The organism is Variovorax sp. V118 (assembly GCF_041154445.1).
Classification (GTDB): Bacteria; Pseudomonadota; Gammaproteobacteria; order Burkholderiales; family Burkholderiaceae_C; genus Variovorax; species Variovorax boronicumulans.
Genome location: NZ_AP028663.1, coordinates 6,532,166 through 6,547,135, shown reverse-complemented (window position 1 = coordinate 6,547,135; position 14,970 = coordinate 6,532,166). Strand labels below are relative to the sequence as shown.

Sequence of the window (14,970 nt, the reverse complement as noted above, 5' to 3'; positions counted from 1 at the left end):
TCGTTGCCTCATCAGTCAAAAATTCAAATCGCATGAATCAATCATCACTACATGCGAGGCTGATAAAAATACGTAAAAACCACTAAAAGATTCGATAATATCGATATGCGATATTTAAAATGGCGTCTGCTATGCTTCTCACATGAGCACGCCGCAATCGCCCGAAGAAGACGCGAACCCCTTGTTCAATCAGTCGCTAGAAAAGGGGCTGGCCGTGCTCTGCGCCTTCAGTGCGCAGCGGCGCAGCATGACGCTGGCTGACGTGGCGGCGGCGGCGGGCATCAGCAAGAGCTCGGCGCAACGGATGGTCTTCACCCTGGAACAACTAGGTTTTGTGCGAAAGCATCCGCAGACGCGTCGCTACTTGCTCGCACCGCGCGTGATGCGCATCGGCTACAACTACCTGGCAGCCAACACGCTGATTGATCTGGCCAATCCCTATCTCTCGGAGCTCGCCACCGTGACGACCGAGACCACCTGCCTCACCGAGCCCGACGGGCTGGAGATGGTCTATGTGGCGCGCTTCGTCAGCGCCCAGTTTGTACCGGTGCACATGCCCATCGGTAGCCGCATCCCCATGTACTGCACGGCATCGGGCCGGGCCTGGCTCAGCGCGCTGCCCGATGCGGAGGCCTTGGCGCTGTTGCGCGCGAGCGAGCGTGCCGTTCACACGCGCTTCACGATCACCGATGAGTCGGCCATTCTGGCCGAGTTGACCCAGGCGCGCGAGCGTGGCTACGCCATCAATCGCGAAGAACTGTTCCTGGGTGACATGACGCTGGGTGCTCCTGTGATCGACAGCCACGGCCGGCCTGTGGCTGCCGTGCATATCGTGGCCCCCACCAGCCGCTGGACGCGCGAGGAGGCTGAGAGCCGCTTGGGGCCCTCGCTGCTGGCTTGTGCGCGCACCCTGAGCAATTCTGTGCGTGCCCTAGGCTGAGGGCGTTCGTCTATTTTCATTCCAAGGCCCCTCGCCCTATAAGCGTCCAGACAATTGCGCGTGCATTGCCCAAGCAGGGCCCCGTCGCGGTGCTATTGAGCACGCCTGCCTGCAGCATCCGACGTCGACTTCGCCGGTCAGCAGCGGCACCATGTCGGAGCCGACCGTGATGATGGTGACGTCCTTCTCGGCGATCTTGTTCTTCGCCAGCAGGGCGCGCAGCAGGATGGCCGCGGTTGAGGGGATGCCGACCTTCTTGCCGATCAGGTCGGCGGGTTTGCGCACGGGATTCTTGGCCAGTGAGAAGAAGGTGAACGGATGCTTCTGGGCGCCGACAGCGAAGCACTTGATCGGCAGGCCCTGCGAGACGGCCAACATTACCGAGGGGCTGGACGAAACCTAGCCCACCTCATAGCGGCCAGAAGCCACGATGGCCACGCCATCGATGTTCGGTCCACCGGGCTGGATGGCGAACTCGATGCCTTCCTGGTCGTAGAAGCCCAGCCGCTTGGCCACTACCTCGCCGATCTGGTTGATGCTGGGGATCCAGCCGAGCTGCATGTTGATGCGCGCCTTGCCCTGCGCGAAGGTGTCGAACGACAGCATGCTGCCGAACGAGAGGCCCCCGGCAACGAGCGAGGTCTTGAGAAGGCTTCGGCGACCGGGGTCCCGGAGATTGGCCATGGCGGATTCCCTTGTAGAAGAATTGGGAGCGGAGAGCGTGACCCTGCGTGTTGTCTTCGTCACGTTGAAGGGCCAGCGGGAGCGAATGTTAGGAGCCCACCGCGTTGCTTCCAAGGATCGTTTTTCGCGTCGGGCGCGCTAAAAATTAGGCATCGGGGAAGAGCCTGAATCGGCAAGAAGGCGATACAGAATGGGCCTCGCAACACGCAGCTTCGATATGTGCGGCTGCAGCGTGCTCAAGGTCGGTCACCATGCCGACTTGGTGATGCTCGACGCTGGATAGGTCGCCATCCCGAAAAACAAGGATCCAACACGACCAGCCGAAGGGATTCCAGCGCATTCGCCCCTACGGGCTCCGGGTCAACGGCAACCGCAAGGACGGCCTGACATGCTTTCGCGAACTCCGCTGCAACCATCCGCTAGTAATGCGGCCAAGTGCCGGCCGGGTCTTTCCAGTTCAACGCGCTACCGCGTATCAACGGCACGGGCACGGCGCAGGTGGCGGGACCGGCGTGCCACCACCAAGCCTCTCACTCTTTGACAGCAGTTGCCTGTTGGTATTCGGTCGGAACGACTGGAGGGTTGACTGAGCGTGGTGAAACGCAACTACAGCCTGCGTTCCTGTGACTAGTCCAAACTGCGATGGAAGTTGAGTGCATCGACGCGGCCGGTGCGAAGCGCCTGGAAGCCGCTGCTCAGCTGAACTCCATTGTGGTCGCTGGCACGCCGTAGTAGAAATAGCGCAGCGGCAAGGCGCCTTGCCGGAGAAATAGCCAGCCATTACGGGCTCGCAGGTCGGATAGCCGAAGGCCTGCGCTTGTCGGCGATCTACGGGGCCGCGCGCCAGCGCCCTAGACTACGATGATCGTCACCGCCAGATTGGGCTCCTTGTAGGAGCCCAGGCTTGGGCCGCGGCGTAGGACGCGTCGTCATGCATGGTGGACGGGATCGCGAGGGCGACGGTGACCTCGTCGAGCGCGTGGCTCGGTGTGGCGGCCAGCAGCATGCCGGCGAAGAGCGTGGCTGGCAGGGCCGAGGAGCGGATGGATGGATGCGTCATGGTTTCCCATGGTCGGATGCGAATGGCATATCGATGGGCGCCGCTTGCGTGGCGCTGCTGCGGCGCAGAGCCTCCCGCACCAGCGCGGCGCGGTCGATCTTCTGGGTAGCGGCCAGCGGCAGGCTCTCCGTGAACCAGATACGGCGCGGGTGCTGGTAGGCCGCGAGGTGCTGCAGCGAGAACGCTTTGAGCGTCTCCTCGTTCACCGCCGCAACGCCCGCGCGCGGCACGACGAAGGCGACCGGCTTGGTGCCCTTGATCTCGTCCGGCAGCGCAACGATGCTGGCTTGCTGCACGGCCGGATGGCGTTCCAGCACCTTCTCTATCTCTCCGGGGTAGAGGTTCTCGCCGCCGCTCACGAACATGTCGTCGCGCCGCCCGACGAAGGTGTAGAAGCCCTCGTCGTCGCGCCGGAAAACGTCGCCGGTGATGTAGAAGCCGTCCGCGGTGAAGGGCGAGAGATCGGGCCGCTGGTGGTAGCCCTGCATCAGGCCGGGGCTGCGGATCTCCAGCACGCCCTCGTCGCGTTCTGCCCCCGCGTCGTCGGCCAGCCGTACCTCCACCTGCGGATGCGGAAAGCCGACCGCGAGTGGTGGCGTGGGCAGGCCCAGGGGATGTGGGCCGAAAACGACCGGGCCGCCTTCGGTGGTGCCGTAGGCGTTGATGATGCGCGCGTTGGGCAGAAGGCTGCGGATCTGCTCCAGCAGACCGGGACTGATTGGCGCGGACCCCATGCGCACGACGCGCACCGAGGACAGGTCGGCCGCCGCGAGAGCGCTCCGTTCGCGCAGCATCATCGCGATCATCGGCGGCACCGCTGTGAGCCAGGTGCAACGGTAGCGGTCGATGGCGCCGATGTAGGCTGTCGTGTTGAACTGCGGCAGCAGCACGGCGGTGGCATGGGATGCCAGGGTGAGCAGCACCAGCGCCAGCGCGTTCATGTGATAGAGCGGCGCTGCGACGAGCACGCGCTCGTCGGCCAGCGGCGTCGCCGCGCGGCGCATCCGCACGACCCAGCGGTGGCTCGCATGGCTCAGTCGCACGCCCTTAGGCTGGCCTGTGGAGCCGGAGGTGTAGAGCAGCAGGGCCAGGTCTTCAGGCGCCGGGACATGCGGTACCGACACGTGCGGCGCTAGTGCGCCGGGAGCGCGCCACGCGTCGAAGGCCTGCGTGCCGAAGACCAGCGCCGGCAGTCCCTCGGGCACCTGGGCCCTGCGTTCGGCATCGCACAGCACCAGCTGTGCGCCGCTGTCCCGTAGCACGAAGGTGATCAGCGGGGCCGGCAGCTTGAAATTGACCGGCACCGCGACCAGCCCGGCCCGCAGGATGCCCAGGAGCGAGACCACGTAGTCGACCGAGTTGGCCGCCAACAGCGCGATGCGCTCCTGTGGCGCATGGCCCTGCGCTAGCAAGGCGCGGGCGACGGCATTGGCGCGGTCGTCGATGTCGCCGAAGCGGTGCTCGGTGGCGCGGCCGGCCGCGTCGAGCCCGATGAAGGCCACGCGTTCCGGGTCGGCGGCGCTGTCGATCACGCAGCCGAGGTTGAGGCTTTCTTCGATGCTCACGCGCTGAACTCCAGCACGGTGTGAAAGCGGGGTAGCGCGATGGCCAGGCCGTCGCGGGTCTGCGCGGCCGGCAGCGCCATCGCCGTGGCCCGGGCCGCCATCGCAGCCGGGTCCCCACCCGCGAGGCGAATCGCGCCGAAGAAGTCTTCGCGCGCTGGCAAGAACGACGCCAGCGCGCCGTAGCGCGCGTCGAACTCGGCGCGGTCCAGGAAATCCGTCGAGAAGTCCGGCGTCAACGGTCCGAGCCGGGCGTAGTCGCCGCGCAGCCGCAGCGGCGCGGGCCCGACGATGGCCAGGCCGGCGATGCCGCGCACACCGTTGGCATGAGCGGTCCATTCGGGCCGCCACAAGAGCTCCGGCGTATGGTGCTGGCAGACGTAGACGCGGCCGGCGGGCAACTGCCCCGGCAGCAGGCGCACGGTCGAGAAGCGTGCGTCGTGCGTCTGGCCGTCGATCTCCACCGGCCGCGAGAAGTGCTGCACAGGCGACACGGCGAAGCCGGCGGCGGCCAGCGCCGCGTGCGAGGCCTCGGCATCGCGGCTGGCCAGCACGAGACCGTCGATGCCCACCGGGCTGTCGAGGATCTCCTGTCGCAGCCGGCCGCCGCCTTGCGGCAGTCCGATCAGTTCCAGGTAGGCCTGGGGAAAGACCACGAGGTGGTTGATCGAGCCCAGGGTGTGGTGGCCGCGCGGCGTCAGCGTGAAGCCCAAGTCTGCGAACAGGGCCTGCGCGGCGTTGGTCTCGAAGCGGGTGTTGACGACCAGGTGGTCGAGGGAGCTCCCTGGCATGCGCGGCTCAGGTCTTGGCCGGCGCCGGCGTCGCATACACACCGCGCCCGCTCGCCACCAGTTGGCCTTCGCCGTCGAACACCTGGGCCTCGGCCACCGAGAACTGCCGGCCAAGCTTGATCACCTTGCCGGTCGCGCGCAGGTCGCCGCGCGCGGCGCGGTGGTAGTCGACGCGCAGATCGATGGTCGGCACGCCCTTGCCGGTGTGCGAGACCAGTGCCCAGTCGGCCGTCAGGTCCACCAGCGCGGCGAGGATGCCGCCATGGATGTAGCCGCCTTCGGGATTGACCACCCATTCGTCGCGGAACTTCGCTGTCAGGGCGATTTCGCCATGCGCAACGGACTGGACCTGAAGGCCCAGCCATTGGTGGTAGGGGCCGCGCTGTAGACGGGCCTGAATGTCTTCGGCACTGGGGAGCGCGGGGGATGCGGTGTCGGTCATTGTTGGGTCCGGAGAAAGAGGGAAAGGAAGCCGCAATTGGGGTGACTCATGGCGCGACGACGACCTTGCCGAGCACAGCGCGATCGCGGATCAGAGCCAGGCCTTCGGCAGCCCGCTCCAGCGGCAGCACCCGGTCGATGACGGGGTCGAGCCGGCCTTCGGCCACCAGCGCGAGCAGGGCCTTGAGGTTGTCTTCGTAGAAGCTGTTCGAGCCCTTGATATTGAGTTCGAAGCTCCAGACATAGCGCAGGTCCTCGCGCGGGTCGTGGCCCGCGGTGGCACCGCACACGAGCAGGGTGCCGCCACGCTTCAGGCTCTTGATGGAGGGCAGCCAGGTGTCGCCGCCGGTGAAATTGACGACCACGTCGACACCGCCTTCGTGGGTGCGCCGCTGCGGCTTGCCGTACTTCGCGATGACCCACTTGGAGAAATCGGTCTCGCGGTAGTTGACGACGTGGTCCGCGCCCAGCGCGAGCAGGCGCTGCGCCTTCTCATCGCTGCCGGCGGCGGCGATCACCTCCGCGCCGAGCAGCTTGGCCAGCAGCACGGTGGCTGTGCCAACGCCGCCGCTTGCGCCCAGCACCAGCACCTTGTCCCCGGCCTTGACGGTGCGGTGGGTGAACAGCATGCGATGCGCTGTGCCGTAGGCCACCGGCAGTGCCGCGGCCTGCTCGAAGCTCACCTCGTCGGGCAGCGCGATCAGCTGCGATGCATCGGCTAGCGCGTACTCGGCCATGCCGCCATCGATCATCTCGCCCATCAGGCCGACGCCGGGCTTGAGCGGGTTGACCAGCACGCGATCGCCAGGCGCCCAGTCGGAGACGCCGTCGCCCACCTCGGTGATCGTGCCTGCCAGGTCCAGGCCGATGACCACCGGCAGCGGCACCTTGATGCCGGGCATGCCCTGAACGGTGAAGACGTCGTGGTAGTTGAAGGACGAGGCACCGACGCGCACGACCACGTGGCCGGCCTGGGCGCGGGGTACCGGTCTGTCGGTGACGACGCGCAGTTGGTCGAGGGCGCCGTGCGCGTCGAGCACGAGAGCACGCATGGTGGTGGGGTTGCTCATGAAAGGTTCCTTGGTTGAATGGCTGTGTCGGGCGAGGTGGCTGACGAGGTCGCTTACTTCAGCGTCTTCGACTGTTCATAGGGCGCGGTGATGAAAAGCTCGTCCTTGAGTTCGCCCTTCACCAGGCCGGACTCGACGAAGACGGCATGCTCGCGTCGCAGGGTCGCGATGTCCTCCGGCTCGAGGCCGACGCGGTTCATCGCGTTCCAAAGTGCGACGTAGGCCCGCGCGTCTTCGGCCGGGAGGTTGGCCTTCTTCTGGAGGATCTGCACCACCTCGTCGCGGTGCGTGTTGCCCCAGGCCAGGGTGTCGCGCAAGGCGGCGATGACGCGTGCGACCACCTCGGGCTGCTTGTCCACCAGTTCCGCGCGCACGGCGCCGACGCCGATGTAGGGCAGGGCGTCCGAGCGCGTGAGCTTCTTCCACTCATCCGCGAAGCTGCCGAGGCGCCGCAGCTTGAGCTCGCCACCCAGCTGCGCCACGGTGACCGAGCGCAGTGCCGCGCCGTCGACCTGCTTTTGCGCCAGGAACTGGGCGAGCCGCGACTCGTTGCCGCCGACCAGCGAGAACTCGTTGGGCTTGATCTGGTAGTTGCCGGCCAGCACCGCGCCGGCGATCACCGCCACCGACGAACCCGCGGGCGACATGCCGATCTTCTTGCCCTTGAATTCGGCGATGGAGCGGATGGGCGAGTCCTCCGGCACCACGAACTGCACGTCGGCCGGCTGCGTGGCCGCAAAGATGCGCACGGGCACTCCAGTCGCGGCCGTGCCGAACACGCCGGCCAGCGGCGCGCCAAAGGCGAGGTCGATGGAGCCCGAGGCGAGCGCGCGCAGCGGCGCGTTGACGTCTGGGAAATGTACGAACTCGGCATCGATGCCGCGCCTGGCGAGGAAATCCTTCGACTCCAGCACCGCACCGTAGCCGAGGCTGACGCCACTGGTCCAGTAGCCGATGCGGACCTTGTCGGCGGCCTGGGCCGCGAAGGAGGTGAGTGTGGCCGCCGCGAGCAGGGTCGCGGCGAAGAGCTTGCGCATGGGATTCATCCTTGAGAACTTGGGACCGGGGAGGGGGAGGAAGCAGGAGAAGAAGGCGAAGGCGCGGCGGAGCGCGACCCCTTCGAGGCGGATTTCCAGCGGAACAGCCAGCGTTCGGCGGGCTTGAGCAGCCCGCCTTCAATCACCAGCATCAGCGCGACCAGCAGCACGGTCCACGCGAAGACCTGATCGGTCTGCACCAGGTCGGCGGCCTGGCGCAGCCGGTAGCCGATGCCGTCCGAGGAGCCGATGGTCTCGGCCACGAGGGAGACGCGCCAACCGAAACCGAAGGCCAAGCGCGCGCCGGAAAAGAAGTGCGGCAAGATGCTCGGCCCGTAGATCTTGCGCAGCACCTGCGCGCGCGACATGCGGAAGCTGCGCGCCAGGTCCACGTACTGCGGCTCCACTGTCTGCGCACCTTGCCAGACGCTGGTAAGGATCAAGGGCATCGCCGTCATGAACACCACGAAAACGGTGGTCGCGTCCGAGATGCCGAACCAGATGATTGCGAAGATCGCCCAGATGGCGGAGGACACCGTGTTGAAGACGGCCAGCAAGGGCTCGAAGAAGCGCGCCAGCGCCCGGCTTGCGCCGAGGGCTAGGCCCAGCAGCGTGCCGACGACCGTTGCGATGCCAAAGCCCAGCAGCACGCGCCGGCAGGTGGCGACGACGTCCCGGCCGAAGGTCTCGCTGTTCCAGAGCGCGAACAGCGCCTGCGTTACCTTGTCCGGCCCTGGAAGCACGAAGGAGGGCAGGTGCTGCGCGCCCCACCACCAGGCCAGCAGGATCACGCCAGCCAGCAGCAGGCGCTGTGCGAGCAGCGTCAGGAAGCGCCTAGGGAAGGTAGAGCTCATCCCCGCATCCTCAGCAGCCGGATCTGCTCCGTGACTGCGGGGTCGACCGGCACGCGCGGACGCGTCAGCCCGGTGAGGTCCACGACCTCCACGATACGGCCAGGGTTCGGCGCGAGCCGCACGATGCGGTCCGCCAGCACCACAGCTTCTTCCATGTCGTGGGTGACGAAGACGACCGTCGCGCCGCTGCCACGTTGGAGGCGAAGCAATTCCGAGTGCATCTGCGAGCGGGTTTGCGGATCGAGCTTCGAGAAGGGTTCATCCATCAGTAGCACCGAGGGCTGCACCGCCAGGCTGCGCGCGAGCGCCACTCGGCTGCGCATGCCGCCGGACAGTTCGTGTGGCCAGGCATCGGCCACCGCTTCCAGACCGACCTTGCGCAGGGCCTCGCTGGCGCGGCGCAGGCGCTCGGCGCCGTTCGCTTGCGTGGCCTCGAGGCCGAAGGCGACGTTGTCGCGTACGCTGCGCCAGGGCAGCAACCGGTCTTCCTGGAACATGTAGGCGATGCGCTCCCAGTGCCTGAAACTCTTGGCAGGAACACCCGCGATAGCCAGGGTGCCAGCGTCGGGTGGCAGGAGGCCGGAGAGGATGTTGAGCAGCGAGCTCTTGCCGCAGCCCGAAGGTCCGACCAGCGCGAGCACTTCGCCCGGATACACCGCGAGGTTGATACCGGCGAGCACGTCGAGGCGGCCGTAGCGCTTGCCGATGCCCCTGGCTTCCAGCGCCGGGGCCTCGTCCCGCACAAGCGCGCTCACGGCGCCTTCCTCGCGGCCTGAAAGGGAAGGTAGGCGCCCGCCTGCGACAGACTGGCATACACCTTCTCCAGCGTCTGCGCCTGGAAGGTCTCGATGTGCCTGCGCGCGATGAGCTCGGCCCGCTTGCCGTCACCTTCGTCGAAGGCCTGGATCATTGCGTTGTGGTCGTGCTTAATCTCGGGCTTGACGCGCTGTACGTTGAAGCCCAAGGCCACCAGCCGAGACATCTCGTCCATCAGAGAGGACAGCGTGCGCAGCAGGCGGTCGTTGCCGGCGGCGGCGGCGATGGCCAGGTGGAACTGCTTGTTGGCGTCCATGAACACGTCGATGCGTTCGTGCAGCGGTGCCACATGCTCGACGCGGCAGGCGGCTTCGAGTCGGTGGAGCAACTGCGTGTCGACGCGGCCCACGGCGAGCCTTGCGGCCATCGGTTCGAGCTGCGCTCGCAGGGCGAAGACCTCCTCGACATCCTTCACCGTGATCGGGGCGATCTGGAAGCCTTTGCGGGGTCGCGAACGGACTAGTCGCTCGTGGGTCAACCGCGTGAGCGCGATGCGGCAGCTGTTCTTGCCCAATGTGTAGCTGTCCATCAGCTCGGCTTCCGTCACGGTCACGCCCGGCATCAGCCGGCAGGACAGGATGTCGCGGCGGATCAGCGCGTAGGCGGCTGCGCCCTGGCTGTCTCCTTCCTGGGAAGGGGCGGGCTCGGAGCGCAATGGAAGGGTGAAGGGCGAGGGCATGGGCTCAGAACTTCTCTGTGAGCGGCTCACAGAGAAGTTCTGCGTTCACCACAAGAGGGCTCAGAGCGTAGTAGCCGCCTCGTTGAAATCTAACGAACGAATCCGTTCGTTCTTATGTGGAAAATTCATTCTGTGAGCAGCTCACGCGATGGCCGGCGTGGAAGCCTTATTGGTGATGGATCTCCGGAGGCGCTGCAGTCACCGGTGGCCAATTCCGCAGGCACTGTCTGCGGAGCTGCTGATACCGCCGCAGGAGATCAACTGGAAGCAGGACTTGCGCGTAGGGCAGCGCGTGAGCTTCATCGGTTGCCGACTGATGTGACGTTCAAGTCCGACCGCGACCATCTCATGCTGGGCGACTGAGTCCCTGCGTGTGCTGCCTGCTCAGCCTTGAACCGCTGGGACGGCCTTTCTCCGGGACTGTCGTTGATTCGATGGTGGAGCGGTGCTTGAAGCCATTGCATTGGTCGGCGTCTTTGCAAGGCATTGGACCTGCACGGCGTTGTTGCATCACCCTGGGAGGGCGCACCAATACCGAACTGGTGAAGGTGCGGGCGCTGTGTGAAGCCGAGAGTATCGAGTTTTTCCCTCATTTCGCGCTTTTTGGGCCGGGGCAGCTTGCGACATTGCATCTCAATGCAGCTACGCGCTCGACACCGATCTTTGAAAGGCTCTACTGCGATTTCGAGGAAGATCTTTTGGAGGAGCGACAGTGCCGGTAAACGGCCATGTGCCTGTTCCCTCCGCGCCTGGGCTTGGAATCGATCCGGATCCTGCCGTTGTTGATCGATATCGGATCGCATGACAGTTTCAAGGGCAAGGTGGTCGCCATCGCCGCAAGCTGGCGGCACGCAAGCGCCGGTCGCAATCTACGAAAGAGCAGAAGATTCAATCGCCGCTGCGCCTGCGGCAGATGTGAAAACGAATCAGCTCGCGTCGGAATCAATAGACGTTCCGGCGTGATGAACTCCTGGCGCGGTCCGTAGCTCTTAACCAGGGCCGTGAAGCTGCGGCTGCAGTGGTGGGATCAAACGAGCGCTGTTCCACCATCCCAGTAGGTGTCCGCCCCCCCCGAAAAGCTTCCGTCGGCATGGCGCTTCGCGACGTGCAGGACGCCGAAATGATCACCGTCGCTTCGTCCTACCATTCGAGGAGTGACACCTATTCGTTGCAAGTGCATCCGCACTGATGGGTCGAGTTCCCGCGAAGCCTGCACATAGCCGTTGTGGATGACGCAGGCGGGTTCGGCAACGGCTTGCTGCGCGGTCATGCCGAGATCGACGGTGTTGACAATGGCGCGCAAGACCGCCCCGCGGATCTTGTCGGCCCCTGCGGCTCCCAAGGCAACCAGCGTCCCATCGGGCGATCGCAGAATGGTCGGCAGCATCGATGTGACGTCACGGCCGTCCGGGTCGGGCTGGCCACTTGCCATTTGGTAGCTGTGTGCGAACAAGTAGCCGTTAGGCGACGCGAATCCCGTTCCGAAGTGCGGTCCGATGGATTCCGTCATCGAAGCGACCATGCCTTGCGCGTCCACGACAGAGATGTGAGTCGTGTCCTGAGGTATGCCAGGTTTGGTTGGTGGAACCTCGAACAGGCCCGAAGCATTGCTCGACTGCAAAATCGCCCGAACACGTTGGGCGAGCATTTGGATGCGATTGCGATCCAGAAGTGACGAAGCGTTCGATCCCAAAGCTTCATCGCGCTGGCCCTTGAAGGCCACTTGTTGAGCCACGAGCATGGTTGCCCACCGATCGGCGGCACTCATCAATCGGAGGTCGTACGCCTGAAGAAGTTCCAGCGTCTGCGCCACAAGGAAACCGTAGCCTTGTCTGCCGATGGTCCAGACGTCCCATCCGCGGTACCGAGTGTGGATGTATTCGGCGTCGATGGGACGATACGCCAGAAAGTCTTCCGTGGTCAGCTTGCTTCCCGCTGCCTGCAACAGTGCTAAGTCGCGAGTCAGTGCCTGATTCAGAAATCGATCCGCGCCACCCTTCGCATAGAGAGACAGGGATGCAGCCAATTCCGGTTGTCGGAAGACTTCCCCCTCTCTGTACGGCAGGCCGCCCTCTTTGAGGAAGAGCTTCGCCGCCACGGGGTTGCGCTGCAGGACCGGAACCCGGCGAGACCAGACCCGTGCCAAGTTCGAAGGCACCTCGAAGCCATCGCGCGCCAAACGGATGGCCGGCGCGCAAACTTGTTCCATCGTCAGACGGCCAAATCGCTGCAGGGCATGTTCAAAGCTCCGTGGGTTGCCTCCCACCGGAACAACGCCCGCCCTGTCGGTCGCTTTGTCCCCGGCGTGCCACGCTGCCGGGACCATGGAGCGGCCGTCGATCGCGTCACACTCACCGGACGCATTCAAAACCAGGAGATGGGTCCGCCCCATGATGCTAGTGTTCGAAGGATCGACCACGGCCATTGCAATTGCCGTCGCGACGATGGCATCGACTGCATTCCCGCCTGCCGAAAGTATGGCCGCGCCTGCGTCGGCAGCTGGCTTCGCCCCCGCTGCGACGATGCCGTGCAACGGCGCCGTGGTGGATGCGCTCGCCCCTTGGGTCGATGCTCCCGATTGCGCGCATCCACCCGTGGAGATAGCGGAGGCCAACATGGCGAGCGCCCCTGCCAGTTCACGACGAGTGAGTCCTGCGCGGACGCCGTCTACGAAACTGTTGGATTCCATGGGATCCCAATTGCCTTCAGCCATTTTCATTTTCATTTTCATTTTCATTAGAACCTGTGGCGAATGCCCATGTCGTACCCGGTCGAAGAGCCGTTGGCCGCCGTCGTCGCGCCGTTTAGTGCCTGTGTTGCACCGCCGCCGTTGCTCAGGCGCGCGTACGTGACGTAGAGAGCCGTGCGCTTAGACAGGTTGTATGCGTAGCCCAGCGCCCACTTCTTGGTGATTCGATCGGGCGCGGGCGCCAGATTGACCGCGTACTGAGAGTAGGAGATGCGGATGTCGCCGGCGCCCACGGGTACCAAGCCGCCGACCAGCCAACCCTTGGCGTTGCGCATCGAGCCGTTCACAACGCCCTTGTCCCGTGAGTAGTGGGCCATGATCGTCGCCACTCCCGCGTCCCATTGCCCTCCGATATTGCTCTGTCGCGGACTGCCTGCGGCGTTCGTGGTGCGACTGGTTGCAGCGGCGACGTCGAATGGACCGCTTTTGAATCCGAGTCGCACGCCCCAGCCGCTGCCGTCGTTCTTGGTGCTGACACCACAGCCAGCGGGAACTCTAGGCGAGGTACAAACGACGTTGACGGCATTGCTGTTGTTCTCACCCAGGTAGTACATGCCCTGGCCGTAAAAGCCATTCAGGGTCTCTTTGGGCAGGAAGTAGCCGATGCTGTTCGAAGCGCGGACCTGCGTTGTGCCGGTGATGATGGAGTTGAGTGTCTGGGTCGTGCCGTTGCCTGTAGTCCCGAAGGGATCAAACTCGCTCAAATTCCAGAACTGCGGAGTGAAGTCCCGCCCCAGACGCAATTCCCCCCAATTGCCGGACAAGCTCACCGTCGAGCGTCGGCCGAAGACCATTGCGCCACCACCAGCGGAACCGCTGGATTGGTTGTTAGTGTTGGTTGTGCCAAACGAGCCATCGTCGACGTTCACGGCCGATTCCAGCCAGAACGAAGCCGACATGCCATCGCCCAAGTCTTCTACGCCGCGAAAGCCCAGACGCGAGGCATTCATGCCGGAGCTGGCCAACTGGGTCTTTTTCGCCACGCTGCCCGAGCCGTACGCCACCCTGGCGTCCACGACTCCGAAAATCGTCACCGACGATTGAGCGAAGGCGGCGCCGGCAAAAGTCATGGCCGCCACCGCGATCAGGGACTTGTGCATACGATTCCATTTGAAACCCGACCTCGCGAGGCCGGTGGCGATGGATGTTCTCGTCGAACTGATGTTCGTGGTCGTGTGGTCCGTCAATTTCATGTCCACTGGTTGCGCTTTCATGTTGAGTTGATGGCTGGCTAACGGAACGCTCCTGAGAGACAGGCGAAGGTGCCCCTCTGGCGCGCTTGAACGTGTGAAGCAAATGAGCCAAAAACTAATGTTTTGATTCAAACGTTTGCGCCATGTTATGGAGTTATGAAACGTATGATGCATGGTGGTTCTACCTAGATCACGCGATGCAACACTTCCAGTGCGCAGATGACCCGCGCCCAAACTGCGCATCAATCAATTGATCCGCGAATGTTGCATTCAGAGCATTTGATCCATATACTGGGACGTACACGGAGGTTTGGATGTACGAGACAGTCATGTTTTCAGCTGCCGACGGGATCGCGCAGATCCGATTCAATCGCCCTCATCGGCTCAACGCTGTCACGCAGCAGCTCTACGATGAGCTCGGCGAGGCACTCGTTGAAGCCGAGCGGGATTCCGAAGTGCGGGTTGTCCTGCTCACCGGAGCCGGCCGCGCCTTTTGCGTTGGAGCGGACCTGAAGGAGCACAAGGCAGGTCGTACGCCGTATGACCGGCGACAGTACCTGCAAGGTGAACAGTTACTCTGCAAGCGCCTTCTGCAACTCAAGAAGCCAGTTGTCTCGGCGGTCAATGGCTATGCACTCGGCGCTGGTGCTGAGATCGCGCTCGCTTCGGACTTCATCGTGATGTCCAGAACTGCGCAGATCGGTCTTCCGGAGATAAGCATCGGCAACTTTCTCGGCGGAGGCGTCACCTGGCTGCTGCCGCGGCTTGTGGGCCTTGCCAAGGCGCGGGAGCTGGTTTTCCTGGGTGAGCGTATCGGAGGCGAAGAAGCGGTACGGATCGGATTGGCGAATCGCGTGTTCGACGATGAGGTGTTCATCGAATCTGCGCTCCAGTTCTGCCGTCAACTGGCCACTAAGGCGCCGCGCTCAATGCAACTCGCGAAGGAGCAATTGAACTTTGCTTCGGAGTCAACGTTGGATGCGGCCTTACGCGCAGAGCTGGAGGGCATGACCTTTGTCAGCACAACGCGTGACTGGCAAGAAGGGGTCGACGCGTTCGCAGAAAAGCGAGCACCTGTGTTCCACGGAGACTGA

At 64.3% G+C, this 14,970-nt stretch carries 14 protein-coding genes and 1 pseudogene; 3 read left to right on the top strand and 12 right to left on the bottom strand.

The features are described from left to right. Positions 1-142 precede the first annotated feature (142 nt). Positions 143-940, top strand: a complete 798-nt coding sequence (locus ACAM52_RS30490) for an IclR family transcriptional regulator (protein WP_139701184.1) — start codon at positions 143-145, stop codon at positions 938-940. A gap of 36 nt (positions 941-976) precedes the next feature. On the opposite strand, the pseudogene ACAM52_RS30485 reads toward ACAM52_RS30490, so the two are convergent. The 10 genes and pseudogenes from ACAM52_RS30485 to ACAM52_RS30440 all read right to left on the bottom strand — a co-directional run bounded on the left by ACAM52_RS30485 (position 977) and on the right by ACAM52_RS30440 (position 9,934). Then, a pseudogene (locus ACAM52_RS30485) lies at positions 977-1,501 on the bottom strand (ABC transporter substrate-binding protein). 991 nt (positions 1,502-2,492) lie between these two features. Then, positions 2,493-2,684 carry a hypothetical protein gene (locus ACAM52_RS30480; RefSeq protein WP_139701185.1) on the bottom strand — a complete coding sequence of 64 codons (192 nt, stop codon included), beginning with the start codon at positions 2,682-2,684 and terminating at the stop codon, positions 2,493-2,495. After that, the gene (locus ACAM52_RS30475; RefSeq protein ID WP_369645399.1) at positions 2,681-4,249 is read right to left on the bottom strand and encodes a class I adenylate-forming enzyme family protein; all 1,569 of its coding nucleotides are present in this window, start codon (positions 4,247-4,249) and stop codon (positions 2,681-2,683) included. The genes ACAM52_RS30480 and ACAM52_RS30475 overlap by 4 nt, the downstream gene beginning before the upstream one ends. Then, positions 4,246-5,037, bottom strand: coding sequence for a VOC family protein (locus ACAM52_RS30470; RefSeq protein ID WP_139701187.1), 792 nt, complete (start codon positions 5,035-5,037; stop codon positions 4,246-4,248). The genes ACAM52_RS30475 and ACAM52_RS30470 overlap by 4 nt, the downstream gene beginning before the upstream one ends. 7 nt (positions 5,038-5,044) lie before the next feature. Further along, positions 5,045-5,479 carry a PaaI family thioesterase gene (locus ACAM52_RS30465; RefSeq protein WP_139701188.1) on the bottom strand — a complete coding sequence of 145 codons (435 nt, stop codon included), beginning with the start codon at positions 5,477-5,479 and terminating at the stop codon, positions 5,045-5,047. A 46-nt stretch (positions 5,480-5,525) separates the two neighbouring features. Further along, positions 5,526-6,530 (bottom strand): zinc-binding dehydrogenase, encoded by a 1,005-nt coding sequence (locus tag ACAM52_RS30460; RefSeq protein WP_221937718.1) that lies wholly within the window; start codon positions 6,528-6,530, stop codon positions 5,526-5,528. Positions 6,531-6,601: 71 nt separating this feature from the next. After that, the gene (locus ACAM52_RS30455) at positions 6,602-7,585 is read right to left on the bottom strand and encodes an ABC transporter substrate-binding protein (protein ID WP_139701190.1); all 984 of its coding nucleotides are present in this window, start codon (positions 7,583-7,585) and stop codon (positions 6,602-6,604) included. A gap of 5 nt (positions 7,586-7,590) precedes the next feature. After that, positions 7,591-8,376 carry an ABC transporter permease gene (locus ACAM52_RS30450; RefSeq protein ID WP_369645398.1) on the bottom strand — a complete coding sequence of 262 codons (786 nt, stop codon included), beginning with the start codon at positions 8,374-8,376 and terminating at the stop codon, positions 7,591-7,593. 59 nt (positions 8,377-8,435) lie between these two features. Further along, positions 8,436-9,194, bottom strand: a complete 759-nt coding sequence (locus tag ACAM52_RS30445) for an ABC transporter ATP-binding protein (RefSeq protein ID WP_369645397.1) — start codon at positions 9,192-9,194, stop codon at positions 8,436-8,438. Beyond that, positions 9,191-9,934, bottom strand: a complete 744-nt coding sequence (locus tag ACAM52_RS30440) for a GntR family transcriptional regulator (RefSeq protein WP_139701193.1) — start codon at positions 9,932-9,934, stop codon at positions 9,191-9,193. Before ACAM52_RS30440 ends, ACAM52_RS30445 begins: the two co-directional genes overlap by 4 nt. Positions 9,935-10,383: 449 nt before the next feature. Here ACAM52_RS30440 and ACAM52_RS30435 point away from each other — a divergent pair, with 449 nt between their 5' ends. After that, the gene (locus ACAM52_RS30435) at positions 10,384-10,656 is read left to right on the top strand and encodes a hypothetical protein (RefSeq protein ID WP_369645396.1); all 273 of its coding nucleotides are present in this window, start codon (positions 10,384-10,386) and stop codon (positions 10,654-10,656) included. Between the two features lie 305 nt (positions 10,657-10,961). Here ACAM52_RS30435 and ACAM52_RS30430 read toward each other — a convergent pair whose 3' ends face one another. Next, positions 10,962-12,659 carry a gamma-glutamyltransferase gene (locus ACAM52_RS30430; protein WP_369645395.1) on the bottom strand — a complete coding sequence of 566 codons (1,698 nt, stop codon included), beginning with the start codon at positions 12,657-12,659 and terminating at the stop codon, positions 10,962-10,964. An 11-nt stretch (positions 12,660-12,670) separates the two neighbouring features. Then, positions 12,671-13,783, bottom strand: a complete 1,113-nt coding sequence (locus tag ACAM52_RS30425) for a porin (RefSeq protein ID WP_369647804.1) — start codon at positions 13,781-13,783, stop codon at positions 12,671-12,673. A 407-nt stretch (positions 13,784-14,190) separates the two neighbouring features. On the opposite strand from ACAM52_RS30425, the gene ACAM52_RS30420 reads away from it, so the two are divergent. After that, complete coding sequence (locus tag ACAM52_RS30420) at positions 14,191-14,970, top strand: enoyl-CoA hydratase/isomerase family protein (protein WP_369645394.1); 780 nt, start codon at positions 14,191-14,193, stop codon at positions 14,968-14,970.